General features: G+C 67.3%; 11 protein-coding genes. 2 read left to right on the top strand and 9 right to left on the bottom strand.

What is annotated here, in order from left to right:
* Nucleotides 1–486 precede the first annotated feature (486 nt).
* Together ABD188_RS06030 and ABD188_RS06025 are read left to right on the top strand one after the other, a co-directional pair.
* Nucleotides 487–1530, top strand: a complete 1044-nt coding sequence (locus ABD188_RS06030; protein ID WP_344059505.1) for an aldo/keto reductase — start codon at nt 487–489, stop codon at nt 1528–1530.
* Between the two features lie 52 nt (nt 1531–1582).
* Complete coding sequence (locus tag ABD188_RS06025; RefSeq protein WP_344059503.1) at nt 1583–2377, top strand: hypothetical protein; 795 nt, start codon at nt 1583–1585, stop codon at nt 2375–2377.
* Here ABD188_RS06025 and ABD188_RS06020 read toward each other — a convergent pair.
* The 9 genes from ABD188_RS06020 to ABD188_RS05980 form a co-directional block, all read right to left on the bottom strand.
* Entirely contained in the window at nt 2364–5405 is a 3042-nt protein-coding gene (locus tag ABD188_RS06020) for an ExeM/NucH family extracellular endonuclease (protein WP_344059501.1), read from the bottom strand. The genes ABD188_RS06025 and ABD188_RS06020 overlap by 14 nt on opposite strands.
* A gap of 558 nt (nt 5406–5963) precedes the next feature.
* Nucleotides 5964–7142 carry an aminotransferase class I/II-fold pyridoxal phosphate-dependent enzyme gene (locus ABD188_RS06015; RefSeq protein WP_344059499.1) on the bottom strand — a complete coding sequence of 393 codons (1179 nt, stop codon included), beginning with the start codon at nt 7140–7142 and terminating at the stop codon, nt 5964–5966.
* A gap of 120 nt (nt 7143–7262) precedes the next feature.
* A complete protein-coding gene (locus ABD188_RS06010; RefSeq protein ID WP_344059497.1) occupies nt 7263–7685 on the bottom strand; it encodes a CoA-binding protein in 423 nt (140 codons plus the stop codon).
* An 84-nt stretch (nt 7686–7769) separates the two neighbouring features.
* Nucleotides 7770–9611: a gamma-glutamyltransferase gene (gene ggt / locus ABD188_RS06005; protein WP_344059495.1), complete on the bottom strand. Its 1842-nt coding sequence runs from the start codon at nt 9609–9611 to the stop codon at nt 7770–7772.
* A 90-nt stretch (nt 9612–9701) separates the two neighbouring features.
* Nucleotides 9702–10586, bottom strand: coding sequence for an LLM class flavin-dependent oxidoreductase (locus ABD188_RS06000; RefSeq protein WP_344059493.1), 885 nt, complete (start codon nt 10584–10586; stop codon nt 9702–9704).
* Nucleotides 10587–10596: 10 nt separating this feature from the next.
* A complete protein-coding gene (locus ABD188_RS05995) occupies nt 10597–11376 on the bottom strand; it encodes a TolB family protein (protein WP_344059491.1) in 780 nt (259 codons plus the stop codon).
* Between the two features lie 319 nt (nt 11377–11695).
* Nucleotides 11696–12070, bottom strand: a complete 375-nt coding sequence (locus ABD188_RS05990; protein WP_344059489.1) for a hypothetical protein — start codon at nt 12068–12070, stop codon at nt 11696–11698.
* On the bottom strand, nt 12070–12801 hold the full coding sequence (locus tag ABD188_RS05985; protein ID WP_344059487.1) for an alpha/beta fold hydrolase: 732 nt from the start codon (nt 12799–12801) through the stop codon (nt 12070–12072). The genes ABD188_RS05990 and ABD188_RS05985 overlap by 1 nt, the downstream gene beginning before the upstream one ends.
* A gap of 238 nt (nt 12802–13039) precedes the next feature.
* Nucleotides 13040–22414: a Tc toxin subunit A-related protein gene (locus tag ABD188_RS05980; RefSeq protein WP_344059485.1), complete on the bottom strand. Its 9375-nt coding sequence runs from the start codon at nt 22412–22414 to the stop codon at nt 13040–13042.
* Nucleotide 22415: the final 1 nt, after the last annotated feature.

Here is a 22415-nt window from a genome sequence, read left to right as displayed (position 1 = left end):
CTGTTCGCTGCGTTTCGATGTTCAGGTGCCGGCCCGGATGACGTTGCCTCAGCGTGGCCGCCCGTGTCGCCGATGGCTCCGCAACCGTCAGCCGACCGAAGAGCGGCGCCGAGAGGACCGAGTGTGCAACTCATCCCCCTGATACATGCACGGGCGGAGCGACGTAACTCGTCGACGGGAGGAAAACCTGGCTCGGAAGCTGCACGCCCGAACCACGGTGCGAAGGCCGTTGAATCTCGGCTGGCTGAAAGGCCAGGAGGCGTCGGGCCGGTCGGAGCATAGCCACAGCATTGTGAGACCGAACCGGCGACTCGGCCAGATACTAGCGCTCGCCTGGGGGCGTCACAAGGAGGTCCGCTGCCCGCGGCGGGGCTCGACGACCGGCCGCGACCAGGGACCTGTCGCGCCTCTCTCGGGGGCGACATCCCGGCAGTTCACTGGCACGATGAGTGGCGGATCCAACGACGCAGCGGCAAAGGAGTTCCCGTGGAATATCGTCAGCTCGGACGTTCGGGACTCAGCGTTCCCGTCCTGTCCTTCGGCACCGCGACATTCGCCGGCGGAGAGCAGGAAGGCTCGTGGGGGAACGTGCAGGTCGACGAGGCGCGGCGAATGGTCGATCTGGCGCTCGACGCCGGAATCAACTTCTTCGACACCGCCGACATCTATTCGGGCGGCCGAGCGGAGAAGATCCTCGGGCAGGCGGTCGCAGACCGCCGCGACCAGGTGCTGATCGGTACGAAGGCCAATGGCCGGACCGGGACGGGCCGCAATGACGCGGGCAGTTCGCGCCACCACCTGACCCGGGCGCTCGAGGCGAGCCTGAATCGGCTGGACACGGATTACGTCGACGTCTACTACCTCCACGGCTTCGACGCGCTGACACCGGTCGATGAGGTGCTGAGCACGCTCGACGACTTCGTGCGCAGCGGCAAGGTGCGCTACATCGGATGCTCGAACTTCTCGGGCTGGCAGCTGATGAAGTCGCTCTCGGTGTCGGAGCGGTACGGATGGGGCCGGTACGTCGCCCATCAGGCGTTCTACTCCCTCGCCTCTCGCGAGTTCGAGTGGGAGCTGATGCCGCTCGCCGTCGATCAGGGAGTCGGGACCGTGGTGTGGAGTCCCCTCTCGCAGGGCCGCCTCACCGGCAAGCTGCGGCGCAACACGCCGGTCCCGGCCGACAGCCGCCTGGCCGTGCCCGGCGAGACGGAGGCATCCGGCGACCGCGAGACCCTCTACCGCACAGTCGATGTGCTCGACGAGCTGGCGAACGAGACCGGCAAGACGATCCCCCAACTGGCGCTGAACTGGGTGCTCAGCCGTCCGACCGTCTCGTCGATCATCTTCGGAGCCCGCAACGAGGCCCAGTTCGCCGAGAATCTCGGCGCAGTCGGGTGGTCGCTCGATGCCGATCAAATCGCCCGACTCGATGCCGCGAGCGCGCTCACTCCGATCTACCCGTACTGGCACCAGGTCGTGAACAACTCCGAGCGCCTCCCGTTCCCCACCTCGGTCATCGTGCAGGACTGAAGGTTCACTTGCCGTTGGTCGGCGAGGACCGGCCGGCGTGTACGTTCAGGGCATGACAACTGAGGTCCCCTTGGATACCGTCCTCTCGGCGTCGCGTCTTCCGCGATGGCGCCTTGTCCGAGCCATCGTCTCGGCGGCGATGCTTCTGGCGGCGGCGGCGGCGCTGCTCGTCGCCTCGTTGCAGCGGTGGGTGTGGGCAGCCGACCTCGGAACCTTCAGCGCCCTCGTGACGGAGGATCATCAGTCCTTGATCGAGGATCATCTCTACGACTTCGTCGTTCCGGCGGATCCCTGGCAGAACGTGGGTCAGGCTGCGCAGCTCTCGGGCGTCGCATTCCTGCTCCTCGCGGCCGGCGCGCTCTGTCTGACCGCAGCGTGCGCGTCGAAGCGCTGGATCTCGCCTGGCTCGTGGCTGATCGCGCTGGCGGTGTCGATCCCCTTCGGGCTCATCGGCGTGCACGGGCTCCTGTCCGGGCTGTCCGACGCTCCCAGCTCGCTCGAGTTGATCGCGAGCAGTCCCCTTCTCATCGTGATCCAGCTACCCGGCATCGTTGCATTGGCGGTGATCGCCGCCCGTCGATCGGCCGCGTGGACCGCGGCCGCGATCCTTCTCTCCGGCGCAACGCTTCCGGGTTACCTGGTGGCCACGTTCATGATCGCCCCTGTGTTCGCCGGCGGCACGTCGTACGACACGACGCGCTGGACCGAGACGGTCGTCGCCGCGAGCATCGCGCTCGCAGGGATCGCCGTCGCGGTCGGCGTCGCGACGGGGCACCGTCGCTTCGTCGATCGCCTCTCGGCTGAGCCTCGCCAGCCCACGCGGGCGCCGCAGGTCAGCGAATCCTGACGGTCACGCTGTTGCTGGTGCTCGGCGCGACGTTCACCGTCGACGGCACGAAGGTCGCGGTGAGCACATGAGAGCCCCGCGGGAGCGACCAGATCGTGCCGGCGGCCGCCCCGAGTCTTACCGGGAGCTTCTTGAGCACCGTCTGACCCTCGCGGATCTCGACTGTTCCGGTCGCCGCCTTGCCGTTGCTCTGCGTCACGGACACGAAGACGTATGTCGGAAGGATTCGGCCACCAGCGAGAGCGCTGAGTGTGGTCGTCGTCGTCGCCTTCGTGACCGTGACCGTCACCGGTGCGGATGTCGAGCCCTCGACATCCGCCGTTCCCGCCCAGCGCGCGACGACCTCGTACGTTCCTGCCGGCGTGCTGGCCGGCAGACGGTACGTCGCCGTGCCGTTTTCGATCGGAGCGGTGGCGATGACGGACCCGTCGGCCACGAACTCGACCGCTCCCGACACCGGGCCGTTGGACGAGACGGTGGCGGTGAGCTGGATGCGGGGGGCCGATGCACCGTAGATCTGGGTCGCCGGGCTCGCGGCGAGCGTCGTCGCACTGGTGGTGACACCGGACGACAGACCGACGATGACGGGGTCATGGTCGGATGAGCGGTACTCGTCCGGCGCGTAGAACAGCGTGCCGTGGTAGTTGTAGCGGTCGTACTCGAGCGCGATCGACTCCTCGGCGTTGATCTCCCAGATGTCGGCACCGGTCGCACGCTCCATCGCCGCTTCGTTGAGCAGGACGTGGTCGAGCGAACCCGACAGACCCGAGAACGAGTAGGAGTACTGCCCCGGCGCGAAAGCGGCTGCGGCATCCGCGTAACCCGCGTCGTACAGCACCTGCAGCGGGTCCTCGAGCGTGTAGGAGTTGAAGTCGCCGACGAGCGCGACCGACTCGGCGGTGCCCTGGATGGTCGGCACCCAGTCGCGCAGCGCCGTGGCCTGACGAACGCGTGACTCGTTGGATGCGCCCTGTCCGTCGCCCGTGTCGACGTCTCCGGGCCAGGGACCGGCGGAGCCTTTGGACTTGAAGTGGTTGACGACCACGAGGAACGGCTCGCCGCCGCCCGTGGGTGTGAACACCTGGGCGATCGGCTCGCGGGCGTTACCGAATGCCTGGTCGTCGGCGCTGAGCGTACCGAGCGCGTGCGACTCGCCGGTCCGCTCGACAGCGGCGGTGCGGTAGATGATGGCGTTGGTGATCACGTCCATCTCTGCGGCGGGAGGCAGGTCTGTGGATGACGGCACGTAGGCCCACACATCCGATCCCGCGGCGGCATTGAGCGCCGCGACCAGCGTGCCGGCCGCCTCATCCGCCACGCCGTCGACCACGAGCGAGTTCTCGATCTCGAGCAGGCCGACCACATCGGCGTCGAGGTCGTCGATGGCTGCGACGATCTTGTCCTGTTGGCGCTCCAGGTCGTCCGGATCCCAGGCGCCGCGCGGCGGGCATCCGCTGTTCACCGTCACCGGGTCGCCGGTGCGGTCCCGGAACGCCGTGCACCCGGCTGTGGTGGCACCGAGCGTCGTGAAGTAGTTGAGCACGTTGAACGACGCCACCGTGAGGTCGCCGCCCACCGGCTCGGGAGCGGCTGTGCGGTCGTTCTCGAACGTGACGGCAGCGGGACCGGGGGACGTCGGATTCAGCGTCCACACGTTGTTGCGGAAGTCGAGGATCACCGGTGCGGTGATCGTCGCAGCGGCTCCGACCCGCACGGGGCTGGTCAGCGAGACGTACGTCGGAGCGAGCCCGGTGTTTGCCGCTGAGAGGAAGCTCGTCGACGACCCGTCGTCGAGCACGACCTTGCGCGCCGCGTTGTCGGCGATCGCGGCGAGTGCCTCGGCGGAGCCGGGACGACCGACCTCGGTCGGCTGCAGCAGCGGCGTGGTTCCGGCGGCGAGCCCGACAACGCCGAACGAGTTGGTGGAGAAGGTGTCGGAGATCGTCAGGTCGCCGATGGGCTGATACAGCATGGACTCGAGCGACTCGCGCTCGGCGTCCGTCGTCGGCCATGCACGGGAGACCGGGGTCACGGGCGCGCTCGCCGGCAGCTTCACCAGACCGGTCGCGTCAGCGACCGAGATCTCGGTCAAGCCGTTGAACTCGCTCACCGTGCCTGTCACCTGAACGGTGTCGCCGATCGCGACCTGGCCGGCAGTCGATGACGAGAAGACGAAGATCGCGTCGGATGCACCGGGCGTCGAGTCCGGCTCGCCGCCACTGCCCGCCGTCTGGATGACGTACCCGTTGATCCCGCCGGTGGGATAGGCAGCCGTGACGACGCCTGTCGTCCTGACCAGCGTCCCGACGACGGGCGACGAAGCGCCCGTGCCCTGGATGTCGGCGATCGTGAGGTCGATCGGGTCGGTCGGCTCCGTGGGGACGGTTCCGGTGGTCGGTGTCGGAGCGCCGGCCGTGAAGTCGGCGCCGTTGTCGGCGGTGTTCGCGCCGGACGCCGCTCGGGCGATGGAGGTCGAGTTCGTCGTGAGGGGTGCGACTGTGCCCGCGAAGACGACGGCGCTGGAGCTGCCCCAGCCGACGAGGTCGACGACGTCGGGCGCCGTCGTGCAGGCGATGCTCGAGGAGCAGGCGAGTGTCGTCGAGGTGCTGGTCAGGGCGACCTTGCCGGCGGTGCCCGATATGGCGATGCTGCCGCTGACGTCGGGTGTCGGCAGGTCCGGCTGTGTCGTCGTGGCACCAGGAGCCTCGGCGACGAGATAGGTGGCACCCGGGGCGATCGTTCCCGTCAGGACGGTCGCGCCCGAGAACACCGTGTTCGTCGCCGACCCGTACTGCACTGCCCATCCGGTCACGTCGACGGGGCTCGTGGAGACGTTGCGCAGCTCGATGAAGTCCCGGTTGTACAGCCCGCCCGAGTTGCCGCCGCCGCCGTAGACCTCGTTGATCACGACGGGCGCGGCGGGGGACACGGCGGCCTGGGCCGCTCCGGCCCCGACGATGCTCGTTCCGACCAGCAGGCTCCCGACGGCGAGCACGCTTCCGGTCCACAATCTGAGGGAATGGGGCATTTCTGTCCTCTCGGCGACGAGCTGCGAATCACTGACGATGTGGTTCCCTCACCTGGGACGAGCAGGCGATCAGCGCCGACACGATCCCGGCGCGAACTCTTCGACGCTACCCTGACGGGTCGGGAAGCGCGATATATCGCACGACTTCCGTGGGCCACGGTGACATTGCGGAAACACTTGCCGGATAAACTGGGTCCATTCCCGGCAGAGCTGCCAGTCCCCGTCCCATGATCCTCGGAGACCGACGCCATGACCACTGATTTCTTCCGCGATTGCTCCAACTGCGGCCACGACAGTTCTGAACACCTCGGCATGTGCCGCACCGACATCTTCGTCAGCGCTTCGTGGCGCAAGTGCTCCTGCGAGACATTCGTCTCGGACGACCACCTGATACCGGGCTGAGCAGCACCTCGGCGGCTGGTCCGCGCGAGCAGGATGGCGCCGGCAGCTATCGGGGGCCGTCGTGAGTATCCGATCCGCGCCAGTTTCCGACATCCGCTGCATCGATCGATGGCGCGGATGTCGATCTCACGCGCCGATCGAAGCGCCGCGAGCCGGCTACGCGTCCTGATCGTGTTCCGCGCCGACGTCGAGAAGGTGCGGGATCGCTCGCTCGATCGTCGGCATGGTCGCGGTGAGTGAGATGCGGAAGTGGTGCGGCTGGTCGAAGAGCAATCCCGGCATCACGTAGACACCACGCGCCTCCAGCGCGTCGCAGAACGCCTGCGCGTCGCCGCCGGGTGCTCTGCCCCACAGGTAGAAGGTCCCTTCGGGCCGGGTGATCTCGTACCCCGCGGCGGTGAGCGCGTCGTACATCCGGTCGCGCTTGCGGGTCAGCTCCGCCATGTCGATCGACAGCTTTTCGAGCGCCGCCACCGAGTACTGCATGACGGCATCGGGGAACCCCCATCCGATCGCGAGTCCCAGCGGCATGAATGCCGCGCGCAGCTCATCCCGCTCGTCGGCAGGGACGAGCGGTGAGAGCGCGAGGTAGCCGAGTCGCTGACCGGGCGCCAGCAGCACCTTGCCGAAGCTGTAGTCGATCACGGTCCACGGATATGAGCCGGCCGGACTCGCGAACGCGATGCCGTCGAATCGGATGCGGCGATACGGCTCATCGGAGAGCAGCCAGATCCGGCGTCCGTGGGTGCGGGAGGCATCGTCGAGGACGGAGGCGAGCGCATCCCACGTCGCCTTGGGATAGACACGGCCGGTCGGATTCGCGGGCGAATTGACGATCACGATCCGCGTACGCGGGGTGATCGCCCGGGCGATCGCATCCACATCGAGGTCGAACGTCTCGGTGTCGAGAGCCGCACGCACGGGTACGAGATTCGCGGCATGCAGAATCGGCTCGTAGCAGAACCAGCCGGGGACCGGGATGACGACCTCGTCGCCCGCGTCCGCGAGGAGTGCGAAGGCCAGCGAGATCGCGCCGAATGCGCCCTGGGTCATCGCGATGTCGTCGGGCTCGAACGCGAGCCCGAGCTCCGCGCTCAGACCGGCTGCCACAGCCTCCTGCGCGCCGCGATCGCTGGTCTGGTACGCGAACCAGTCCACAGACCGCGGCTCCACCTGGGCGCGCAGGGCAGCCGGCAGACCGGGCAGCGCCATCTCGTGCGGGTTGCCGAACGTGAAGTCCAGTGCGTCGGGGTCATCCGCCAGGGCCTGGACCCGCGCAAGGAACGTGGTGACGATGTTGACCGAGGCCTTCGCCGCCGTGGCACGCGTCGACATCCCCACGGTGATCCTCCCGTTCCCAGCACCCGACCATGTCAGCATGCCAAGCGAGATATGCCGCGTCAATGACACCTGGCGCCGGTGCCGTGCGTCCGCCCGCGGCTGCCCGACGGCCGGTCAGGCCGCCGCGGCGGCCGGTCGGTTGCCGAGCCGCTTGGTCGTCTCGCCGATGCACAAGTCCTCGAGATAGACCAGCCCGGCATCCGCGGCGACCGCCTGGGCGTCATCCGAGACGATTCCGAGTTGAAGCCACAGAGTCCTGGCGCCCACGGAGGCCGCCTGCTGCGCGATCCCCGCCGCTTCCGCCGCGGGCCGGAAGACGTCCACGATGTCGATGGGCACCGGGATGTCGGCGAGCGAAGGATATGCCTTCCTGCCCAGGATCACATCGGCAGTGGGATGCACGGGAATGACGTCGTAGCCGGCACGGATGAGGATCTTGGCGACCCCGCTGGATGCCTTCGCAGGATCAGTGGAGAGACCCACGATCGCCACGGTTGAGGAGGACTCGAGCACCGCCATCAGTTCTTCATCTGTCATGTCCGCGACAACGCAGGGGGTGGAGCACGCATTTCCCCGTGACGAAACGGGGCGCAGCGCGAAGATCGTCGCGAGCGCCCTGACTCACTTCGTCGGCTTGACCACCAGAGCGGTGCCGCCACCCCTGCGTACGGGCTCGGCCACGGCCGTCATCAAGCCGCCGGCGCCCACCTCGATCGCGGCAACCGCGCCGATCTCGGCCGAAGTCGCGAACTGGTGCCCGAAGGGCGAGAGCTGCGCTTCGTATGCCGTGCGGAAGCCCTGCTCGGCCGCGACCGCAGCCGAATTCCGCTGCGATGCGCGGGGCGCCGCCACGGCCTCCGGCAACGCCATTCCGAGATCGATGCGGTTCATCAGCACCTGCGTCACGGTGGTGATGATCATCGACCCGCCGGGCGAGCCGACGACATAGCGGACGTCGCCGTCGTCCAGCACGATCGTGGGCGACATCGATGAGCGCGGGCGCTTGCCCGGCTCGACCGTGTTCGGATCCTTCGGCGTAGTCGGTGTGAAGCTGAAATCGGTCAGCTCGTTGTTGAGCAGGAATCCGCGGCCCGGCACCGTCATCCCGGATCCACCGGTCTGCTCGATGGTGAGGGTGTACGCGACCGCATTGCCCCACCTGTCGACGACCGAGAGGTGGGTGGTCGAGAGGTTCTCGGTGTCGGCGTGCTCGGCAGCGGGGACCGAGGTGCAGCCCGCCGCATCGAGCGATGCGGGAGGGACGGGCTTCGGGGATGCCGCATCCGGGTCGATCACGCAGGCGCGAGCATCGGCGAAGTCCTGGCTGAGCAGCGTCTCGGTCGGCACGTCCACGAACGCCGGATCGCCGACGTATGCATTGCGGTCGGCGAACGCGTGCGCGGTCGCCTCGAAGTAGAGATGCAGACTCTGTGCGGCGCTCGCAGATGAGAGGTCGAAGTTCTCCAGGATGTTCAGCGACTCCCCCACCGTCGTACCGCCCGACGACGACGGCGCCATGCCGTAGATGTCGAGCCCGCGGTAGTCGATGTGCGTGGCATCCTGCTCGAGCACCCTGTAGCCGGCGATGTCGTCGGCTGTCATATAGCCGCTGTATGCCGGAAGCGTCGCACCCGGTGTCGTCACCGGATGCTGCACGAGCGCAGCGATCTCGTCCGCGATCGCGCCCTGGTAGAACGCGTCGGTGCCGCGCAACGCGATCCTGAGGTAGGTCTTCGCGAGGTCGAGGTTGCGGAAGGTCGTTCCCACCACCGGCGGCGCACCCTTGGGCAGGAACAGCTTCGCCGTGGCCGGGAACGCCGCGAACCGCGACTGGTTGTCCGCCGTCTGCTGCGCGAACGTGGCATCGACCTTGAAGCCACGGGTGGCGAGCACGATCGATGGCGCCAGCGTCTGCCGCAGCGACCTGGTGCCGTATCGGTCGAGCGCGGTCTGCCACGTGGCGAGCGTGCCCGGCACGCCGACCGAGAGCCCGGACGACACGGCGTTGGCGAAGACATACGGCTGCCCTGTGGCGAGATCGACGAACGCTGTGGTCGGCATGTCGGCCGGGGCCGTTTCGCGCCCGTCGATGGTGGTCACCTCCCCGGTGGCGGCATCGAAGTACACGAAGTACCCGCCGCCGCCGATTCCCGAGCTGTATGGCTCCGTCACTCCGAGTGCGGCAGCGGCCGCCACGGCCGCGTCGACGGCGTTGCCGCCCGTGCGCAGCACTGCGAGTCCGATGGCGCTCGCTTCGGCGTCGACGGATGACACGGCGCCGCCGTAGCCCGTCGAGGTGGATGGCGCCGGTGGCGCCGGGCGCCCCGCTGCGACCACAACGCTCGCGGCGACGGATGGCGCTCCGGATGCCGGGGCTGCGACCGCGACGGATGCGACCGCGATCGTCGCGCCGAGAGCGATGATTGCACGAGCACGTGCGGAACGGTGCGTGACGGTGACCATGAGACCCCCCAAGAGTGGGTGGCGAGGGTCGATCTGTTCACCGTAGCCCGCCGCGTGAGACGCGGCAACGGGTACGGGATCACACTCCGTTCAGGCCGAGCGGCCGAGCATGGCGGCGACGTCTTCGAGCACGGCCTCGTCTCCCGCGTAAGGCCCGTCCTGTCGCGGCCAGTGGGCGACGACATCCGTGAACCCCAGCGACTCTGCACGGCTGACGGCATCCTCGTACGCACCCACGCTGCTCAATGAGTAAAGAGACTCGGTGTCGATCGACACGACTCGGGCAACCTCATTCCGACGACCAGACGCCGCGTACTCGTCGTCGAATCGGCGGGCCACCGCGGCCACACCTGCCCACCACTGCTCTCTATCCGTCTCATCTCCCCCGGTGGTCACCCATCCGTCACCGTAGGTGGCGGCGTAGCGGATGGTCTTCGGGCCGTTGCCCGCGATCACCAGGGGCATGCGCGGCTGACGCGAGGGCGTGCCCACCATCCGAGCGTTGTGCGCGGTGAACCAGTCACCGGCGAACGAGATGCCGCCAGACCCCGGAGGTTCGAATCGCAGCAGCACATCCAGAGCCTCGACGAACTCGATGAACCGCTCGTGCCGCTGCCGTGGCGTGAGCTCGCGCTGCCCGAGGACATACGCATCGAACCCGGTGCCTCCGGACCCGACGCCGACCACGAGGCGCCCACCGGAGATGTCGTCGAGCGTGGCGAGCTCCTTGGCGAACGGCACCGGATGCCGGAAGTTCGGGCTGGCGACGAACAGCCCGAGTCCGATCCGGCCGGTGACTGTCGCGGCAGCCGTCAGGGTGGGAATCGTCGCGTGCCACCGCTGATCGGCGAGACTCCGCCAGGACAGATGGTCGTACGTCCACGCGTGATCGAAACCCAGTTCGTCAGCTGTGCGCCAGCGACGCGCAGCGGCCGGCCAATCCTCCTGCGGCAGAATGACGATTCCGTGTCTCACTCCGGCCACGCTACGCCGTGGTTCGGCCCCATTCGACGCGAATCTCGTTGTCGGGTGTCGAGGTCACTCGGCGACGATCGGTGCCGTCCGGCCGGGAAGTGAAGATGTCCGCCCGAAAAGCTCCGGCGGGCGTGCCGGAGTAGGCGATGTGGTCACCATCTGGCGACCACACCGGGCCGAAGAGGTACGTGCCCGGCTCGACGATCTCGCCGACCTCGTTCCCGGTGGTATCCAGCAAGACGATGCGCCCACCGGCAGAGGTCAGGACCGTCTCGCCATCTGGCGAGTACCGACCGGGATCCTCCACCTCGAGGTCCGAAAGAACTGTCGCCTCGCCGCCGGCCGTCGACACCCGCATCAGCGGTGCGGGATCCTCCTCGGTGGTGCGCTTGAACAGGAACGCCGTGCCGTCGGGAGAGTAGTCGCCGACGAAGTCCGCCAGGTTGGCGGGAGTCTCGGTCAGACGCAGCGCGTCGCCGCCATCGGAGGAGCGGACCGTGTAGATGCCGTTTCGCGATGCGTCCCCCTCGTCCCACCCTTCACATGCCAAACGCTGGTCGTCAGGAGACCACACGGTGCACGCCAGGTTGAGGGTGTCGTCGGGGATGTCGAAGACGCGATCGACAGCGCCATCGGGGGTGATGATCGCGGTCCCGATCCGACCGTCGTCCAGCACGGTCGTGACAGCGATGTAGTCCCCCGACCGCGACCATCGGCCGCCGCCCTCATCGCCGGGCATATCGATCTCGCGCTCGTCGGTTCCGTCGGCCCGCGAGATGTGAGTGCTCACGAATGTGTGGGAGGCCTCGTCGAAGCGGGAGAACAGGAGAGTGCAGGTCAGAGTCGGGTCCCCGGACACCGGTGCGGCCGTCCCGCCCGCCGATGCTGTAGGGCTTCGGGCACCGTCCGACGGCGCATCATCAGTGGCACCCTGCCCGCATCCCGTGAGGACCAAGAGGCTGCCCACGCAGACAGCCGAAAGAACGCGACCAAGGCCCATGGCTGCACTGCCTCTCGGCTGGCCCGCCCCGTCGCCCGGGCATCTGCCCGAATGTTCCGCGCGGGCCGCCAGATTCATGATGGCACTCGACGCCGCTGTGCGGGTGGCATCAGGTCATGGCGCGACCTGACTTCACGGCGGTGACGATCCGGGCGATGGCCCAGCCTGCGGCGGACACGAGCGGAACGCTGACGATCGTCAGGGCCACCAGGTTCGGCCGGAACCTCAGTCCGTTCGGACCACCCACGTACGCGCCGATCGGCAGGACATAGCCGCCCCCACCCCCGCCGCTGCCCTCGCCTTCACCCTGCGGAACGGACCCGGCGCCGGGCCACTTGCCGGAGCCTCCACCCCCACCGAAACCGAAGATGACCAGGGCTGCCGGTATGACTTCCCGCCCGCCCACTGTGACGGCCTCGCCGAAAGCCATCTTGGCGCCCCACGAGGGGGCGGATGCCGACAGGCTCTCGACGGGGCTCTCCATCAGCTCACCGCCTCGACCGCGGCCTGGATCGCGGCGAGCGTCGCCTCGGGCTTGGACACCATCGACACATGCGACGCATCGACTTCTGTGATCGTCGCCTGCGCGCGCTCCGCCATGCTGCGCTGCGTCGCGATCGGGATGACGCGGTCGTCGGTGCCCAGGACGGCCCAACTCGGGATCGTCTTCCACGCGGGCGGACCTGACGGGGTGACGTTCGCGACGAAGGAGGCAGGCCGCTGTGTGGCGACGATCGTCCATCGGTCCGCTTCGGGCAGGTCTTGAGCGAACGCGGTGTGCACCGTCTCGGGCTTGAGGAAGGCCTCGGCCGCGCCCTCAGGAGCTCCCGGGTAGCCCGCCACATCGAGCACTGTCGTCGGATCGGCCACAGCGAGCGCCGACCCCGAGCCTTCGAGAATGCTCACGACGGTCTCACCCTCATCCGGAATGAACGCGTCGACGTAGACGAGCGCCTTCACGTCACCCCCCTGTGCGGCGGCGTTGGTGATGACGGCTCCGCCATACGAGTGCCCGACGAGCACCACTGGCCCAGTCGTGCGCTGGGCGAGGAACGACGCGATGTATGCAGCATCGGACGTCAGTCCACGAAGCTCGTTCGGCGGCGCGAGGACGGTGTATCCCTGAGCTTGCAGCGGTACGCTCACGGCATTCCAGCTGGATGCGTCCGCCCATGCACCGTGGACGAGGACGATCGTGGGCTTGCTTTCTGGCATTCGTATTCCCTTCAATGGCGTCGCCGAAGGCGACTCGATGTGGTGGGGCTCGCGTCAAGTGCTGCGCCAGACGCTGACACCCAAGATAGGGCGCCCGCACCACGCCTGAAAGGGGGGCCGCGATCGACTGCGTCAGCGGTTGAGCGGCTCGGACACGGAAGCGAGCAGACGCTGCGTATACGGATGCTGCGGGTCGGCGAGCACGACGGAGAGATCGTAGCTGATGAACAGGAGCGCATCAGCGGACGTCGTAGTCCATCTCCATCAGGAGGTAGAGGTCGTCCCAGTCCTCCGCGCGGAGGACGTCATCCGTGGTCAGCTCACACGTGACGACGGTGTCGTCTGTGATGCTCGTCCCCGACAATGCGCTCGTCAGGTCGAAGACCGGCATCCCCATCTCCACACCTGACGACGGCCGGCCGTTGAGCTGGACCGGATCCGTCGGCGCCGCGCCGTGCGGACTCAGGTAGCCGGTGAGCCCGGTTATCGCCAGCGCGATAGGTCGCGGCTGGACGGCTCCATCCACGGTCTGCCACTCGTAGTCGAGGAACGCCGGAAAGTAGGCCTTGCTCAGCTCCAGCGTGCCGGTTCGTGCCGACTCGCCTGCCGTGGTGACCAGCTGGTGCCAGGCATCCGGAAAATCGTGTCGCACGCTGAACAGTCGTCGCGGCCGGAGCGCGTTCAGTTCGGCCACCAGGGTGCTGTTGACGCTGGACTTGAACGCGAGGTCGCCGGCATCGCGTGCGGTGTAGCTCACGTGCATGACGACGTCGGAGATCGTCTCGTAGTCGAATGGGCGGATGGCCGAAGGCAGCTCCAGACTCCAGCTGCTGATCGCGCCGGCACCCTCGAACGGGAGGTAGCGCGGGTCGTTGAAGTTGAGTTCGAAGGCCCCGCTGTCGCGGTTGGCGCTGCTCGTCGCGATCGCCACCTGCGGCGCGGTTACGGTGTCCTGCAGGGGCTGATCCGGATCCGCAAGGTCGGTGTCGGACCGCGTCCAGCTGCCGGTCAGGCTCAGTGTCGCGCTGACATTCGCGTACGGTCCGATGATGCAGGGGATGGTGATCTGAACCGCCTTGAGCCGGCGGTAATAGTGGCCCGTGAAGTCCATGGCGAAGAGCGCTTCGGGTATGTGGAACTCGCAGAAGCCGGTCGCTCGCAGTTCCAGCAGCGCCGACGGATCGAGTTGAGCCAGCGACACATGCTTGGTGATCTCGAGTTCGCGCTGGTTCGCGGTCAGGTGCGCCGCTTCCATCTGCCGCAGCTGCTGCGTGAGCAGCTCGCCCGCCAGCAGTCCGTTCCTGAGACTGTCCCAGTTGTCGGGCTTGATGAAGGGCGGCATGCTCTGCTCGTTGGGACCCAGCTCGCGATAGAACGCCGACTGTGCCTGAAGTGCGAGCTGGTAGGCCAGCTGGTACGCCTGGAAGTGCACGGACGCCAGCTTGGAGATCATGTAGCTGTACAGCTGCTGGTTGGTGAACTTGGTCTTGAGGAACTCCTCGACCTCCTTCGCCTGGGCGATCTGCTGCTCGTGATTGGCGAGGTCCGCCTCGGCGATCTGCGCGCGGATCTCGGCGGCGATGATCTGCTTGTCGAGCTGCTCGATCTCCTTCTTGGCGAGGTCGACCTGCAACGCCCAGTCCTGCGAGCGACGTTCGTAGCCGGCCATGGTGCCGGCCTTGTTCGCCTCGTACGCCAGGACTGCGGACACCGCCCTGAGGGATCCCGCGATCGCCTGCGAGGCCGCGCCGAAATGCAGTCCGCCTAACTGTGGTCCCGTCGAGGTCGCTGTCGGAACCAGGCTCACGCCTGCCCCGAGGACTTCGACACCCTGTGCCCCCTCCTGCCAGTGCATGCTCCCCTTCAGCTTGTCCAGGCTCTCCTGCTCACCGCTGCTGACCTTCTCGAGACTCGCGTAGTAGTTCGCCCGCAGCTCGGCCGACTCCCGGCTCTTCACCAAGCCGGCCAGCGAGGCCTCCGTCTCGTCGACGCTCATGCCCTTGAGCGCGCGGATGGACTCCAGCAGGGCGATCTCGTGCGTGCTCCGCAGCACCGCGATCTGCTCGGCGTCCTGATCCTTCAGCGCCGCCAGCACCGCTCCTCCGAAGCCGCGCGCCTCGCCAGACAGCTCGAGCGCCTTCTGCAGCAGGAAGCTGAAGCGATAGGTGGAGCGCGGTGCGAACAGACCGCTGAGGATGGACTCGATGCTGAGCCCCGCGGCGCTGGCCCGCACGAGCAGCGCGGGATCGATCGGGGGCGCGAAGAGAGCGAGCTGCCGCAGCACGCCCGACAGGTTCATGCTGTGGCGGATCTTGAACAGCCGGTCGGCCACTGTGTCCCAGAACCCGTAGAGCTTGTCGTTGTACGGGATGCCGAACAGCAGCAGAGTGTCGATGCTGCTCGTGGCGCCCTGCGCGGGTGTCCCCGATGTCGTGGTGGATCTGGGCAGCCCGCCGGTGTCCTGGATCGTCGTGTCGAGGATGCTCCCGCCGGAGAAGGTCCTGGCACTCGAACGAGTAGTGGGCGCGCCTGACCTGCTCGTCGGAATGTAGGAGGTCAGCAGGTCCAGCGGGTCGACGAATCCCGGTGTCCCCTCCCACCAACTCTGGAATCGCTGGAGCAGCAGGTTCGGCGTTGTCGCCGGCGGGTCCTGCGCCGGAAGCAGTGTCGGCCGGTCGCCGAGGATCTCGGCTGCGAGCAGGTACAGCAGCCGCGCCTCGTCGATGTCTTCGCGGGTGTCGCGCTGGAACAGGGTGTCGGCCTCCTGGATGAGGCAGGTCAGGTAGCGCATGACGACGGATTGCATATATGCCGACATCCGTATTCTGGCGATCACGTCCGGACGGAACGGGTCGCGTTCCCAGTCCTCGACCTGTTGCTCGTATGCGGAGCTCCCTTCGGTCAGCAGCTCGGCCAATGATCCGAGCGCTCCGTCGCGCTGTTCCTCATAGAACGGCTTGATCTTCCAGAACCGCTCAGGCCCGGCGCCGTCGCTGGCGGTGGTCGGGTCGAAGATGTAATGGAACCAGCGCCGGGCATCCGCGAAGCGCTGATTCTGCATCAGCCGTGTCGCGATCAGCACGGGGATGTGGAAGAAGACCTCCCAGTTGAATCCGCCGTACGGCGACCAGTGGTCGAAGTCGATCTGGTCGGCGAGCTGTTCCGAGTCGAAATTGCCGAGCACCCAATCGGGGTTCGGCGCGTACTCGCTCGAGAAGTCGAACGAGACGGACGGCATCGCCTGCCGGTAGAGATCCGCGGAGTCGCCGCCCAACGATGGATCCGGATTGAGCAGTCCCTCGACGCCGTACCGAGACTCCTGCTTGAGGAAGAGGCAGGTATGCGGATGGTGGAATCGGGTGAACTCGTAGCGGAACCCGGTGAGCGTCATCTCCGTCCCCACCACATCCACGGGGATCTGCTGATCATCCAGGATGACGTCGATCAGACCCGTGTCGAGCGCACCCGCTTCGGTCGCGACGATGCCCCGGTCGATGATCTGGATGTCGCTCGTGCCCTGGTAGTGGGTGTCGGTCGCAAGCCCGGCAGGCGCCGAGAGCTGGGCCATCCTTCCCGCAGTGCGGGATCGTCGCTGCGCTGTGCTGGTGAAGATGTCGAGGTCGCGGCTCACCCACACATCGGGGAGCGGCCGGATGAAGTAGCAGCGCCGTTGGTCCGTGTAGAAGAACGGCGACAGCTCATTGCCCGCACCCCCGGCTTGGTGCGTGTAGAGGACCTTGGCGTCATCGGCGTCGACCGAGGCGAGCAGCATCCGAACGTCCGCGGGATCATGCGAACCGAGTTCGAAGGACAGATCGGCTCCCGTGAGCTTCCTCGAGTCGAATGACTGCTCGGACTCCAGCACATCGACCATCCCCGACGGCACCATCAGGATCGGGTGCATCTCGGCCTCGATCGCTCCACCGATCAGCTGCGCGCTCCGGGCAGTTGCCGACGAGGGCAAGGTGTTGAGGATCCCGGAGGGCATCGACATGGCAGTGGCGACGACGAACGTCAACCTGGACTGGCAGTCGTCGAAGGTGAAGTAGCCGACATCCAGGGCCTCTTCCACAGCCGAGGGAGGGACCTCCGGCGGAATCCACCCCTCGGTGGTCTTGACGAATATCTGCCCGTTCGCCACCTGGTCGGGCAGGACCAGATCGGGTTCGACCATGCGCTTGGCGCGCACCGCAAGGTAGAGCCGGTTCTCGCTGGAGATCCAGCCGGTGAAGTAGAAGTCCTTCGGCAGGAAGTCGGTGGCGATCGGCGACGAGTTGTCGCCGGCCACGTGCTTGGGCAGCCATCTCCCGTCGGAGTATGTGCTCCATGCCATGCCGATCTCGACGACGTTCGCCGGGGTGGCGTCGATCTTCGCCGCCCGCTCCGCGACCTTCGCGGCCTTCTCGTCCTTCAGGTCATCCCTCAGCACCTGCTGGGCCGCCAACACGGCCTCCATCAGGTCGTCGACCAGATCCGAACTTTCGTCGATGAGGTTGTTGGTCTGATCGATGGCGTCATTCCACTCGCCGATGCGGTCCGCAAGGTCCGCGATCTCCTGGTCCAACTCGGCGACATCGGGCTCGATCGGCGTGAGCGTGAACGTCGGCCAGAAGAGATGCAGCCGGCCGTTGTAGACGATCGGGGTCAGATGATCGCCCTGGATGTCGAGCGGCACCGGCTCCCATGGAGTCCACCGCGTCTGATCCTCGCAACGGCGGTAGAAATAGAGGGCCGGGGTGTCCTTGGTCCGACCGAAGATGTGCAGGACATTCGTCGCCTGCTCGTCGTTGACCGACCAGGTGTCCTCGTACATGCCCAGGAGGTCCAGGCGGCTGACCTGATCCAGCTTGACCAGGTAGTCGTGATAGATGCGCTCAGCGGCATCCGTCGTCACATCTTCCTGCATCAACGCATCCTCGAGTTCGGTGAAGAACGCTGACTTGTTGTCGCGAAGCTCGGGCTCCAGCCAGTTCTCCGGCCAGAGGAACACCTTGCGCCCGGCCTCCCACACCCGGTACTTCTTCCGCCATGCCCACGCCTCGGCGTCCGGGCGCTCGAACGAGAACTCCTCCAGGTTCAGAAGGATGCGTTGCGCGAACAGCTGCACCGCCGAGTGGGCGAGCACGATGCGCGAGGTGCGATCGACCGCCGATCCATCCGGGTCGATCAGATAGTGCCGGTAGAACGCATCGCTGTCTTCGAGGCCCAGCGTTGTGAGCAGGTGTCCGAGCAGGGCGTCGCGCTTGAGCGTGCGCAGCTCGTCCTGAATCGATCCGAGGACGCTGAGCCAGCTGTCGGGCGGGTAGCACAGCGAGAGCACCTGCTTGATCGATTGGGTCTCGGCGAAGGTCAGCTCGGGGATGGTCCAGGAATGCGCCTGCTCGGCATTCACCCCCCTGCTCTGAATCAGGGCGAACACGCGCTGCAGGCCCGAAAGGGCCTGCTCATCCCGCAATGCCGCGGGCAGGTCGAGGTTGAAGCCACTCGGGCCGACCAAATAGGTCACATCCCCGAGCGGCCAGCCCGTCGAGTCGCTGATCTGGAGGAGAAGGTCGTCCAGGATGAAGGTGGCCGGATCGATCGTTGCCGCCGCGGCATCCTGCATCAGGCCGAAGACAGACTGCTCGGCGGTGAAGATCGATGCCTGCAGGTCTGCCGCGGTGGTGAGGCGGCTCCATCCGTCGTAGTCCGCTGCGGTTCGAGCTGTCATCGGCGGATCGGCGATGTCGAACCACCCGAGGGCAGGACCGTCCGTGAGCACGAATGGCAGGAAGCTCGGATCGAGGGCCAATCCGCTCCATGCCAGCGCGAACTCGTGGAGCTGGCCGAACACCGTGGCGAAGTCCCGGTCGGGGGTCGGCAGACCCGCTTCACCGACATTGGCAGCGATGAGTACGTGCGCCAGAAGCGCGTCGCCGAGCGCGGTGCGCTGCTCGAACAGCAGGGCGTCGAGAACTGCCGGGTCGACGCCCAACGCCGTTCCCAGTGATTGCGTCACCGACGCGCGCAGCTCCGCCGTCATCCGGTCGTCGTCGACGGCGAGGATCCCCACGAAACCCGGGGTGACCGAGGCGAGCCATTCGTCGACATCCGTCGTCGTCGGCGCGAGGGCAGCAACGGATGCCGGCTCGTGAAGCAGCAGGTAGGCCAACTCCTCGACCGACAGCCGTCCTCCCTCGATCTCCTGGAACCGGTCGTGGAACCGCAGAGCCTCGATGGGACCGGCAGAGATCAGCGCCGTGCGGAGCGGCGCGACATCCGTGATCGCAACGAGCTGCAGCACATCGTTCGCCGTGACTCCCAGCGACTGTGCGAGCGAGGCCATCCGGTACAGCAGTGAGACGTTTGCGAGGTTCAGTGCGACGTGCCCGGACGATCCGTCTTTCGGCAGCACCTCGCGCACGAGCAGGAGCACGTCGCCGGCGGTCAGACGGGTGGCGCTCTGGATGAACGCGGCGTAGTCGGGCTGCAGCGTGTAGGCCGGCAGATCTGCGCCGTCCGATTCGGCCAGCCAGGGGCTCAGGCTTGCGTCGGTCGTCGTTGTGATCGCCAGCTCGGCGCGATCGGGCGTGAGCGAGAACACCGCGCGCAGGTCCGGCCCCGTCCCGGTGTGCACAGCGGGGAACAGTGCGTCGTCCAGGAAGACCGCCTCGTACTGCGAGGGCAGATCGTCCTCGAACCGGTAGGTGTCGAGATCTGCCCACCACGCACTCAGTTCCGGCAGCGTGAGGCGCACTGCGTCGCGCAGCGCCTGGGTGGCGGCGACCTTCGGCACGAACAGCGGGGCGTCGAAATCCCTGACGTCCAGCGCGTGGATCAGCGCGTCGAGGTCGTACTCGCTGCAGTCCAGCCGGTGTTGCAAGCGCAGGAAGCGGTGCAGCCGGTCGAGGAAGGCGCGGAACGGCACATCGGCGAGAGCGACGCCGCCTTCACCGGCAAGCACCGCGGCATCCAGCGAGCAGGACTCACCTGCGAAGCTCACCGAGATCAGCCGATCGGGATTGACGAAACGGGTGTTCAGCAGACGCAGCACTGTGTCGTAGTCGATAGCCGCCTGCGCGATCAGCGTCTCGATCGAGCCGAGCTGTGCCCGCAGCGTGCCTCGCCCCAGGTCGATTCCCCAGCTCGGCGCCAGGTCCTTCGCCTGCTTCTTCGGCTGACAGATCAGGTCGCGCTCGATGCTGCTCATGCCCAGCGCCTCGGTGGCGATCTGCACCGCACCCACGCCGGGCTTAGGCGGCATCGCGCTCATCAGCTCGTCCCGGGCGATACCCAGCTGGGCGAGATAGCGGCGCCCCTCCTCGGCCCAGAGGTCGAAGGGCGCCTGGGTGAAGGGGTACGCCGTCGTCCGCACGATGTCGTACGCCTCCGGCCGAAGGTGCTCCGGCTGCGCCGCGAGCAGATCGCCGTCCCAGACCGTCTCTCCGATCGCCGACCCCGACAGGGTTGCGCCGTCGGCGCTGGAGACGATGGCCTCCAGGATCTCGTTCACCAGGTCGATCTGAGGCACCAGCGTTTCGGTGTTGTCGCAGGTCAAGCGCAGCGTGCCAAGGTCGGGCCGGCGAGTCAGCAACTCGTCCAGCGCGTTGTTGCCGTCGGCATCCACCGCCCTGCCCAGGTAGGCGAGAGTGTCCACCAGATACGCCGCCGGGCTGATCGCCGAGTCGCAGGGCGAGGTCGCGCAGGCATCGGGTGAGCCGAACAGCTCCTCCCACTCCGGCATCGCGACGGCCGCGCGCGCCAGTGCTTCGTCCGTCGGCGCCTGCGGCAGCTGAAGGGCTGTCGTCGACAGCCTGTTCATCTGCGGGTGATGAAGCAGGTAGATGTTGAGCGCGAGCGAAGTGACGTGCACCGCCTTGCGGTAGATGTCGTGCGCAGTCTTGACATCGAGCGAGCCGCCGACGCGGCGGATCAGGTTGCTGCGACCGAGGTACGCCACTTGCGGCGCGGCGCGCAGGCCGGCGTTCCACAGCGGCCGGATGTTCGCCAGCCTGTCTTCAGCGGGCACCAGATGGAACAGCTGCTCGACTCCGAGCAGCTCGTCACGCGCTGTGTCGGCAAGCCCGTTCAGCGTCTCGGGGTGTTCGCGAAGGAAGGTCAGCACTCGCTGGTCCCGGAACTCGAACTCGGGGTGCGCGGTGAAGAAGAACTGGAGCGAATCCTCGCCCTGCAGCGGGTCGCGCGCGAGCTGTCCGGCAAGGGATCGGGTCGGGTAGCGCAGCTCGGCCGCGCGGTAGAGCATCTGCGCGTACGCCGCGCGACGCGCCGCGGGGGTGCCGGACGGCAGCACCTCGTCGGGGATCGCGACCGCCGCATCCCGCAGCACATCATCGCGCCACTTCGCGACGCTGAAGGTTGCCACCTCTCGCGGCACGCCGACGGCCAGGTCGGCCCGCAGGCGCAGGGTCAGACTGGTGTTCTCACCGGTCAGGGACTGCATCTCGTAGACCGCTTGCAGATCGGCGACGGCAGCGGCGCTGAAATCGTCACCATCTGCGAGCTCCTGCCAGAAATCGTCCCTGCTCCGGTTGCCGGCGGTGAGCTTCTGAGTGAACGCGGCGCGCTGCTTGCCGGTGAGCTTCGTGGTGCCCAGCAGTTTCGCGTAGGGATGAGCGGGGTTGGAGAGGTAGCCCTGCTGCAGGCGCGAGAGCCGGTCGCGAAGCGCGTCGGTGACGGGCAGGTCGACGATATTGCGCGACGTGGCTTCCTCGAGCCTGGTCAGCAGCCGCTTCAGAGGCCGGGCGAGGAGCGCGTCGATGCGGGTCGGCTCGCCGCGCCGCATCAGTCCGTAGAACAGCGCAGCCGGGGCGTCGTACTCCGCCGACCACCGCGCCGCCTTGACGAAGTAAGCCACCTTGGATGAGGCGAGTTCTGCTTCCCGGGCGAGGATCAACACGTCGGCGACCTCGAGGCAGCGCAGATCGTCGTGACCGCGCAGCATCGGAGCGAGTGCTGCCCCGACCCGAGTGAACTCGTCCGGACCGCGGAAGCGGTCCTCGCCGATGGCGAAGTTCACGACCTCGTGCGGCAGCGCCTGGAGGATGAGCGGTGACTCGGCGAGCTTCGCGTCGTCGCTGGGGTCATGCACCTCGACCTTGAGGTCGGCGCGCTCCTTGCCCCACTGCTTGAGCTGCGCGCGGTCGTAGCGGATGCGGTAGCGGCCCTGCTCGTCCGTTCGCTCGGTCGTCTCGGCGCTTCCCAACGTGCGCCAATCGCAGAGTGCCCGATCGTAGGCGCGGATGATGTGGCCGCGGAGTGGCGAGCCGTCCGGATTGACGACCTCCCCTTCGATGCTGAATGCGGAGGTGTCGAGCGAATCTGGCGGCAGAGGCTCGCCGGTCGGCGGGTTCGACGGAGGGAGGTCGCCGGTCGGGGCACTGGATGCGGGTGCATCTGCGTCGGTGGGTGTCGGGTCCGCGGCATCCATCTCAGCAAGTGCCGCGTCGATCGCGGTGACGGTCGCCTTGTTCGCCTGGCCGGTCACGGGCAGGTCGTGGTCCGCCTGGAACTGTCGGACCGCGGCCCGAGTCGATGGGCCGATCCGCCCATTGGCCATTTCGTCCGCATCGACTATGAAGCCGAGCCGCGTGAGAGCTCTTTGCAACTTGTTCATC

Origin of the sequence: Microbacterium pumilum, assembly GCF_039530225.1 — a bacterium.
In the GTDB taxonomy this organism is placed as follows: Bacteria; Actinomycetota; Actinomycetes; order Actinomycetales; family Microbacteriaceae; genus Microbacterium; species Microbacterium pumilum.
This window is presented reverse-complemented; position numbering and strand designations above follow the sequence as displayed.